Source organism: Geminisphaera colitermitum TAV2 (assembly GCF_000171235.2).
Classification (GTDB): Bacteria; Verrucomicrobiota; Verrucomicrobiia; order Opitutales; family Opitutaceae; genus Geminisphaera; species Geminisphaera colitermitum.
Genome location: NZ_ABEA03000069.1, coordinates 1 through 9,430 on the forward strand (window position 1 = coordinate 1; position 9,430 = coordinate 9,430).

Annotated in this window: 7 protein-coding genes and 2 pseudogenes; 7 read left to right on the forward strand and 2 right to left on the reverse strand. The window is 61.2% G+C overall.

Translation table 11 applies throughout. The features are described 5' to 3' along the window. A pseudogene (locus OBACDRAFT_RS07410) lies at positions 1-254 on the reverse strand (3-phosphoglycerate dehydrogenase); the annotation flags it as partial. Between the two features lie 65 nt (positions 255-319). Here OBACDRAFT_RS07410 and OBACDRAFT_RS29520 point away from each other — a divergent pair. Both OBACDRAFT_RS29520 and OBACDRAFT_RS29525 read left to right on the forward strand, forming a co-directional pair. After that, positions 320-1,081 (forward strand): transcription antitermination factor NusB, encoded by a 762-nt coding sequence (locus OBACDRAFT_RS29520; RefSeq protein WP_232766788.1) that lies wholly within the window; start codon positions 320-322, stop codon positions 1,079-1,081. Next, positions 1,078-1,746 (forward strand): RsmB/NOP family class I SAM-dependent RNA methyltransferase, encoded by a 669-nt coding sequence (locus OBACDRAFT_RS29525; RefSeq protein ID WP_232766792.1) that lies wholly within the window; start codon positions 1,078-1,080, stop codon positions 1,744-1,746. Before OBACDRAFT_RS29520 ends, OBACDRAFT_RS29525 begins: the two co-directional genes overlap by 4 nt. A 65-nt stretch (positions 1,747-1,811) precedes the next feature. Here the strand turns inward: OBACDRAFT_RS29525 and OBACDRAFT_RS07420 are convergent, their stop codons facing one another. Then, positions 1,812-3,101 carry a substrate-binding domain-containing protein gene (locus OBACDRAFT_RS07420; RefSeq protein ID WP_232766790.1) on the reverse strand — a complete coding sequence of 430 codons (1,290 nt, stop codon included), beginning with the start codon at positions 3,099-3,101 and terminating at the stop codon, positions 1,812-1,814. A gap of 90 nt (positions 3,102-3,191) precedes the next feature. Between OBACDRAFT_RS07420 and OBACDRAFT_RS07425 the strand changes: the two genes are divergently transcribed. The 5 genes and pseudogenes from OBACDRAFT_RS07425 to OBACDRAFT_RS07445 form a co-directional block, all read left to right on the forward strand. After that, complete coding sequence (locus OBACDRAFT_RS07425; protein WP_052361416.1) at positions 3,192-4,004, forward strand: PEP-CTERM sorting domain-containing protein; 813 nt, start codon at positions 3,192-3,194, stop codon at positions 4,002-4,004. 196 nt (positions 4,005-4,200) lie between these two features. Beyond that, positions 4,201-4,926, forward strand: a complete 726-nt coding sequence (locus OBACDRAFT_RS25100) for a type II secretion system protein (RefSeq protein ID WP_052361417.1) — start codon at positions 4,201-4,203, stop codon at positions 4,924-4,926. Between the two features lie 2 nt (positions 4,927-4,928). Next, a complete protein-coding gene (locus tag OBACDRAFT_RS07435) occupies positions 4,929-6,722 on the forward strand; it encodes a right-handed parallel beta-helix repeat-containing protein (protein WP_043584269.1) in 1,794 nt (597 codons plus the stop codon). A 14-nt stretch (positions 6,723-6,736) separates the two neighbouring features. Continuing rightward, entirely contained in the window at positions 6,737-8,980 is a 2,244-nt protein-coding gene (locus OBACDRAFT_RS07440; protein WP_043584270.1) for a beta-galactosidase, read from the forward strand. 219 nt (positions 8,981-9,199) lie between these two features. Beyond that, positions 9,200-9,430, forward strand: a pseudogene (locus OBACDRAFT_RS07445) (indole-3-glycerol phosphate synthase TrpC); the annotation flags it as partial.

Here is a 9,430-nt window from a genome sequence, read left to right on the forward strand (position 1 = left end):
ACGTCGATTTTGTCGAGGCCGATGCCGTATTTGCTGATGACCTTGAGGCGGGGAAGCGATTTGTCGATGACAGCGGCGGTGATGGCGTCGTCGCCGCAGAGGAAGGCGTCGAATTGGCCGGCAAGCTCAAGCATGCGTGCCTCGGAAAGCGGGCCGCGTTCGCGGACGACTTCGACGTCGAGTTGGGCCAGCATGTCGTGGTGAACGCCGGGAGTGTCTTGGAAGGAGGTGGTGGTGAGAAGGACTCGTGTCATGATGTTGTTTGGCAGGGCAATTGGGTTCGATCACTGACGGGCGCTCATGCGGGGTCAAAAGGGGTGTGGCTGCAAACAGTTTCAGCATCCTGAGGGGGGGGGGGGGAGGGGTTCGCGCTTGCCAGCAGGCGACGGACGCGGAGCGTGTGCCGATGGATGCACATGTGACAGCGACTCCCCAAGATAATGCTCCCGGCGATGCGTGGCTGGCAGCGGCACGATTGCTCGTGCGCTGGCTCGATGAACGGGCGCGCGTCGATGGGCTGCTCGCCGTTCTCCCCGCCAACCTAGGGCGCACTGGACGCGCACGTTGCCAGAATCTGGTGCTCGGCGCCTTGCGTCATCTCGGACGGATCGAGGGCATCATCACGCCGCTCATGAGCCGAATGCCGCGAGCGGAGGTGCAGGCAGTGTTTTTGCTGGCGGGCTACGAATTGATCGAAGGCGGCGGCGACGGTCATGTTGCCAAAGTTGCCCATCACGCCGTCGAGCAAACGAAGCGTCTGGCGAGTCAGGCCGAGGCGCGAATGGTCAACGCCATCGTGCGCAAACTCGCCTCCGCGCTCGCCGACGAACAGCCGCCCGGTCGGCTCGCAACAGCAGCCCGACTCGCCCAATATTACTCGCATCCGGCATGGATGGTGGAGCGTTGGCTCGCGCAGTTCGGCGCGGAATCCACACGCGCCTTGCTTGAGTGGAACCTGCGACCCGCATCCGTGTATGCACGTTTGCGATACACGCCTCCCTCCCTCCCCCCCCCCCTCCTCCCGCCGCCGCTGCCGCCGCCGCGTTGTCACCGACGCCGTGGCCGTCGTTTTACGAAGTGAACACCGATGAATGGCCGCAGATCGAAGCGCTGATTCAATCCGGCGATATTTTTCTTCAAAATCCCGCCACGCGCCACGCCATTGACTTGCTCGCGCCTGTTGCGGGCGAACTCATTCTCGACGCCTGCGCCGCGCCCGGCGGCAAATCCCTTGCCATTGCCGACCGCATGGGCCGAGGCCGACTCGTTGCGCTCGATCTGCCCGTGCAAGCACGCCAGCTCCGCCTCGCCGAAAATCTTTCCCGCGCACCGGCAGGCGTAGCGACAGAACGGATACAATTTAACCTTCTCCAACCCGGATCAGGCGCAGTCCTCAACAAGATTGCACCGCACGGCTTCGACGCCGTGCTGATTGACGTTCCCTGTTCCAACACCGGAGTCATGCGCCACCGCGTGGACGTGAAGTGGCGCCTGCAACAAAGCGACATCGCGCAACACGCCCGCCAGCAATTCGAATTACTCGAGGCCGTTGCCCGCCACGTCCGTCCCGGCGGGCGACTCGTTTACAGCACATGCAGTTTGGAGGCTGAGGAAAACGAAGCCGTGGTGCAGACATTTCTAAAAAAATGCGGCAACCAATTCCGCCTTGCCGACTCCCGCCAACTCCGCCCCTGGGTGGACGGCCACGACGGCGCGGGCGTGTTCCTGCTCAAGCGCACGGGGTGAGCACGACCGCACGCGGCACCCCGTCCCGCACGCACTGTCCACGCCGCTCCACATCCTCTCACCGCTCACATTACCACGCGAAATTTCCTCCGATATTCAGTTGGCGACATTCCTGTTTCCGCTCGGAACACCACGCTCAACCGGTGCGAACTCGGCAACCCGCTGCGCTCCGCCACGGTCTCCATCGGCAAGTCGCTCCCGGCCAGCAACCCCTGCGCCAGCACAATCCGCGCACGCGTCAACTCGTCCATCAACGAATGCCCCAGCACCTCCTTGAACCGCCGCTGCAAGGCCGTCCGCGCAACACCCGCCGCCCGCACGATCTCGTCAACATAAAGCTCGCGCGCCGCGTTGGCGCGGATGTGCCGCACCGCCCGCGCCACGGCCTCGTCCGACACGAACAACGTATCTGTTGACTGCCTCGCCGCGATCTCGCTCACCGGCAGCACCCGCACCGGCACCCTCCCCTGCCCGCCGTCCTCACTCCATCCCGCCTCCCTCCGCCTTCGCCCCCGCACGATCAACTCATCCAAAAACGCCGCCGCTTCGTATCCAATTTTAAGAGACGGCAGTTTCACACTGGAGAGGGGCACATTTTCAAACTTCACCCAAAACTCGTCATCTCCCGCGCCCAGCACCGCCACATCATCCGGCACCCGCCAGCCCAGCGAGGTCACCGCCCGCTGCAAATACAACGCCATCGTATCCATCACGCAGAAAAAACCAATCGGACGGGGCAACAACGGCAGCCACTCCACCATACGGGCAAAGCTCTCCGTCGCCGGCTCCATTGCCGACTGCCCGTTTACATGCAATGCCTGCCCAAGCCCATGTTTTCCCAGCACGTCACGAAACCCGGTGAGACGTTGTTCGGAAAAACGAGACGCCCATTCGCCCCAGAAACCGAAAGCGCGGCACCCGCATGCCAGCAAGTGCTCCGCCGCCAGACGTCCCACGCCCACATCATCCTGTGTCACCAACGGCAGCCGCAACTGCGGCACGACATTGGACACATTGACCACCGGCACCTTCAATGCCGTGAACTGTTTCACCATCTCCTCCCTGTGCGCGGCAACGATGATCCCCTGAATGGCATCCCGTGCGACCAGTTCGTGCCAGGACGCCGTTTCGTGATCGAGCCACCGGTCCGCCAGCACGAACCGCTTTGTATCGAAAGCATAATGACGCGCGCCCAGCGTCACATTCCGGAAATACTCCAGGGAGCCATCGTGGAGAATCTGCACCGTGAATGGCGGCCCCTTTGTTTTTTTCGACCGGGAGAACGAAGGCGTCATGTCTAAAAAACAAAATCTTTTATCTTTTTCAGCCAAGACAAGAATTTCCGCCTCTGGCATAGTCGTCACCCTCACAAGCACACCCGCCTCGCTGGTAAATCCCGTCCTTTCTCCACCCGTTCCCCGTATCCAAAAATACTGACAAAATCCATGAAACCAACATCCCGCCCATCACTCCGGACACTGTTCCTCCTCGCCTGCACCCTGGGGCTTTCAGCCATGCTCCCGGCGGTCCTCGCCGCCCGCGACCTCATCAATGAGCCATTCACCACCTTCGACACCAATGTCTGGAAGAACATGGCCTACAGCTCCAGCGGAACCCCGGGCACAATTTCTCTGGATGCAGGAGCCGGCAGTGCGCTGTCATTGGGCAACCGCGGCATCTGGACAAAATTCTCCGAAACACCACTGATCGAAGACTTCGACCTCAGCGTCAAAATCGCCGGATTGAGAAGCGACCGGTTGTTTTATGTACTGATTACCAGCGCCCCTGATGCGGAAGGCAAAGTTTACGGTTATGGTTTCCGTTGGTACACGGTCGCAGGAGGAGGCACCGGGACCGTCAGGATTCTCAAGGTCAACGGAGTCAATCCCTCCAACCTGAACGTCAGTTCAAGCGGAGCGAACGAGTTGGGCTCCAATATAAACTCAGGATTCACCTATACGGAAACAACACCGACCACCTCCACCGCCTTCGGTGCCATCCGGCTGACCTGGAACTCCAGCGGAACATTATCCCTCTACCTCGGCAACAGCGTCACCGCGGCCGCGACAGTCACCGATACCAGCTTCGCCTCCTTCACCAACCTCTACATTTCCAGCGGACAGTCTTTTTATCTGGATCAACTCACGCTCTCGACCACCAGCACCATCCCGGAACCAAGCGCCTGGGCCTTGCTCTTTGGGCTCGCCTCCATCGGACTTGTGATGCTGCGCCGCCGCATTGCACTCCTCCGTCACTAACAAATTCGTCCCCCCTGCACTAGAGCAGTTTCATTTAAACTGTAGCCATTTGATACCTGGTAGGGAGGCCTCTCCGAGGCCTCCGAAACCACGCTCCAACCACCTATGAGTTTCGCATCCTCTCACGGAGGCCTCGGAGAGGCCTCCCTACCGCCAAGACAACGGACACAACTCAACTGAAAATGCTCTAATCCCCATGAAAACAGTCTCGTTCCCCTACTCCGGCTTCTCTGTTTTCGTGCGCGTTCTTTCCCATCAGCGCCAATCACGGCGAGGCTTCACTTTGGTCGAATTGCTGACCGTCATTGCCATCATCGGCATACTTGCGGCGATCATTATTCCGGTTGCCAGCTCCATGCGGGAAAAAGCGCGCGGGGCACAGTGCCTGAGCAACCAGCGCCAACTCGCCCTGGCAATCCGCCTCTATGCCAACGACCACAAGGGCCAGATCCCCTGGCTGTCCCAAGCCAACGCGGGCAACAGCCAATGGTGGACCAATCTACTGGTGGACAGCGGCTACGTCCCCAACTGCGAATGGCGGACGGGCGCGCGCAACTGGGGAAGCGCCATTTCCGGCGTATTTCGCTGCCCCTCCATCGTTCCGCCAGTGGGCTGGTATGGCGGCATCGCGCTGTCCAACGCCGTGGCCGCTTATGGAAAATCGGCGAACATTGATCGCATTGCCACCCCCTCAAAAGTGTCCCTGCTCGCCGACGCGCCCTCCAACGCGGCAAACACCACCGCGATGCCTGAAATCAAAAAAGCCACCGGCCTCACTTGGGGCGGCAGCACTCCCTATGTCCGCCGTCACAGTGGCGGCGGTTACGTCGCCTTTGTTGACTGCCATGTGACGCACTGGAAAGAGGCCGATCTGCTCGCCAACAAAAACGGCATATTCGACCAACCCTACACGCCCTTCTAACAATGCCTGCATCCACCCGCGCCACCGGCGCCTTCCGCATTTCCCGCACGTTTTGCGCACCTCTTTCCCTGTTCGCCCTGCTCTGTGCAGCCAGCCTGTCCGGCAGCGAGATTATCCCTCCGCACCTGCACCTCGCCCGCGATTACGGAATTGTTCCCGGCCAGACGACATCCGCCACGGAGTCGATCCAACGCGCGCTGGACGCCGTACAGGAACACGCGCGCACAACCGGGCACCACTGCGAACTCCGCTTCGAACCCGGACGCCACCTCCTCGCCCCAAAAGCAGGCGCACAAGGATGGCGCCTGTTTCGCCTCACCAACGCCAGCAACATCACCATCAACGGCAACGGCGCCGAATTCATCATCACCAACCCACGCTACGGATTTCTTGGCCTCTCCAATTCCGAAAACATCCACATCCGCGACTTCGTGATCGACTACGACCCCATTCCCTTTACCGCCGGTCACATCCGGGCCATCCACCCGGAACTGCGCGCCATCGACATCGAAATCGCCGCCCCCCATCCGCTGCCCGACGCGCCTCATTTCACCGAACAACAAACCTACGGATATCCGCTCGATCCACTCATCCCCGGACGCCTGCGCGACGGCTGCCACAACGCCTATTTTGCAAAACATGTCGAACCCCTGCCCAACGGTGTATTCAGAATCCACATGCGCCCGCCCACCGGCCCCGGCGAACTGAAAAACCTCCACATCGGCGACAAATGGGCGCAACTCAGCAGGCAAGGCGGCGGAGACCTCTTCATGGTCTCAAGCAGCAAAAACGTCACCTTCCAAAGCATCACCACCTACGCCGCCACCGCCGGCCACTACGTCAGCTCCAACACCTCCGGCCTCAGCATCCTCGCCTGCAAAGCCCTCATCAAACCCGGACGCTGGAAAGGCGGCAATGCCGACGGCGTTCACGTCCAGAACCCACGCAGCGGCCCCCACATTGAAGACTGCCATTTCGAAGGACTCGGCGACGACGGAGCCAACATTTACCGCAAACCCTTCAAAGCCACCGCCATTTCCCCGACCGGCGAACTCACCCTCCAAGTCCTGCCACACGGCACCTTCCTTCCCGGCGACCAGATCGAGTTCTTCGATCCCCTCACCGGCCTCATCACCCATCACGCCACCATCACCGCTGTCAACGTATCCAAAAAACAATTAACCCTCGCCCCCTCCGACACCTCCCTCCCCCCCATCCGCACCGGCACCGGAAAAGACACCACCCAAATCTACCGCAAAAACCCCGATCAAGAGTTCGTCATCAAAAACACAAAATTCCTCAACCTCCGCCGTCACGGCACCATCGCCAAGACCAGCGGCCTCATCGAAGGCTGCACCTATTCGGGAACCAGCAGCGCCGCCCTCGCCGTGATGAACGAACCCGGCTGGCCCGAAGGCCTGTATGCCGAAAACCTCCGCATCCTGAAAAACCGCTTCGAACAATCCGCCTTCGAGCACAGCCGGAAAACCCCGCTCATCATCATCAAGGCCAACAGCCTTGGCTCCCCCGTCACCACGCCCGGCCTGCACGGCACTCTGGAGATCACCGGCAACACCTTCGCCCAATGGCAATACGCCGCCCTTTCTCTCCGCAACACCCGTGTCGCTCGCATACACGACAACCATTTCCTCCCCGAAGCGAACAGCGGCCCCGCCATTCGCATTGCCCACAACACGGATGTGGTTGTGGAACAAAACACCTTTCCCTCCACGACGACACTGGGAAAACAGGTCATTGACGAAGGCGGCAACACGACGCTCCGCATCCTGCCCTGATCCCTGACGGCCACATGAACCTCGGCGTCCAATACTACCGCCCGCCTTTCCCGATAAAAAAACACTGGGCTGACGATCTACACCGCATCCGTGATTCCGGCCTCGACACGCTGCAACTCTGGGTCACCTGGGCATGGGTCGAAAGCAAGCCCGGTGCGTATCGATTCGACGACTACGACCGGCTCGTGAAACTCGCGGCGGACGCTGGCCTCGACGTTATCCTCAGCACCATCGCCGAACTCCAACCCCACTGGATTCACGACATTGTCCCCGGCAGCGAAATGATCGACCACCGCGGCCACCGCGTCGTCTCCTCCCTGCGCGAAGAATCCAACTTCGGTCTTACCCCCGGTGGCTGCACCCAAAACCCCGCCGTATGGGAACGCATGGCCGGTTTCCTGAGCGCAGTTGTTTCGCGTTATCAGAACACCCCCCACCTCGCCGGCTGGGATGCATGGAACGAGTTGCGCTGGCACGAACAATCCGACGGCCTTGTCTGTTTCTGTCCGCACTGCCTGCGAGCATTCCGGACGTGGTTGGATTTCCGATACGGCGGACTCGACAAGCTGAATCAGGCGTGGCAACGCCGCTATCATTCGTGGACCGAAGTCATGCCCGGCAAAACCCACTGGCGCCCCTTTACCGAAATGATGGCCTGGCAGCGCTTCATCACCTGGAAAGCCAACCGCCACGGCAAACGCCGCTACGATCTCATAAAATCCATCGACCCGCACCGCGCAGTAACGGTCCACGCCGGCGACCCAACGCCAATCACCTCCGGTTGGTCCGACGCCTACGCGCTTGATCGCGGCAATGACTGGGTTTTCGCCGACGAACTCGACGGCGTCGGCTGCTCCAGTTTTCCGAAACTCTTTGGCATGGACGACACCACGTTCACCGCCCGCGTGGAATTCGTCCGCTCCGCCGCGACAAGTGGCGCGCGCGTCCCGCCCGCTGCATCACAGCCACTCCGCAAAAAACTCTGGCTCAGTGAAGTCCAGGGCGGACGCGGCTCGCTCGGTTTCCAACCCACCGCCGCCGTGGACGCCGCCTCGCAACAACGCTGGATCTGGCGCGGCTTCGCCAGCGGCGCCGACAAGGTGCTCTTCTGGTGCTGGCGCGACGAAGTTTTCGGACGTGAGTCCGCCGGTTTCGGCCTCACCGGCAACGATGGACACGCTGCCTCCCGCCTCGCCGCCATGCAACGTACCGGTGATATCATTACACGTCACCGCGCCCTCCTTTCCTCCTACGAACCCGACACTCCCTCAGTCGGCGTGCTCTTCAGCCCGTCGAGTTACTACCTGCACTGGTCGCTTGAAGGCAACGCCGACACTCCGCGCAAGGCGCTCGAAGGCTACTGCCACGCCCTCGTTAATCTCTCGATCCCCTACACCGTGATCGAAGAAAATCACCTCGACGCCCTCACCGCTCCCCCCTCGCCAACCAATCCACTGCGCACGCTCTTTCTCCCACGCGTGATTGTGGCCGGTGAAAAACTCGAAAACGCCCTCGCCACCTTTGTCCGCAACGGCGGCACTCTCGTCTGCGAATCCGAATGCTGCGCCTTCACGCCCGAAGGCATTTACCGTGAATCCTCCGACCGCTTTTTCACTCGATTGGGTTTGCTGCCCGGCGGTGAAGTCGGCCGTAGAACACTGGACCTGAAGCAACAATCCATCCTGCTTGACGGAGAAATTTTGCCTGCCCGGCAATGGCTCACTCCCTGGTCCGGTTTTCCAACCACCTCCCCCCCTTGGGCGACACACTCGGATGGCGTCCTCGTTGGCGAGGCGCGCATCCCGGCCAGTGACAACAACCATCACCACTCTCATTCGGGTCGTATCATCCATGTCGGTACATTTTTAGGTGACGCCTACATGGAAACCCGCTCATCCGCGTTTGAGCATTTTGTGGCGCGCTGCGTCGGCGCCTTCGAACAACCCATCCACTTCCCCCCTGCGTCCTCTGCCTGCCCCACCTCCACCGCGCCAACCGACAGCGACGCCCGCTGGTTTGTGAAAACCGGGCGTTCCGGGACGCATCGGATCGCCTGCATATTTTCTCCTCCCGGCACGACCTCCGCCCGCCTGACCGTGCGTGATGGTTTTTTCGGTACACCCAAAATCCACGAACTAATCTCCGGTTGCCTTCTCTCATTTAACGCCCCCCCTCCCCCCCCCCCCCCCGCCGAACGCGGATGGAAAACTCTCGACGTGCCGCTGGGCGATTGGGGGATTGCAATCCTCTGCGCATAATGGACGGATTTTCCCGGCTCGCACCGGCAAGATGGAGGGCGGGTCTCCTGACCCGCCGGACACGGCGCAGCCGTGCCCATCCGTATCGCGGAAGTGCGAACCTTGCACTCACGCGCAAGGCTCGTCGGCGGGTCAGGAGACCCGCCCTCCAAAGACTCCCTCCCCTGCCCTTCTTGCGACTTGCGCCTGAACGGCAGAGCAGGCGCTAATCTTGGCGCAATGTCCGACAAACTCACTGAGATCATGGCCTGGAAACGGCAGGAAGTCGCACCACGACTGCGCGAAGTGTCGCTCGACGAACTCGCCGCGCTCAACGCCCGTTTGCCCCGCCCCCCCTCCTTCGCCACCGCGCTCCGCCGCGCCGACGGCCGGCTCGCCGTTATCTCCGAAATCAAACGCCGCTCACCCTCCGCCGGCGACATCAAGGCCGGGGCCTCGGCCCTCAAACAA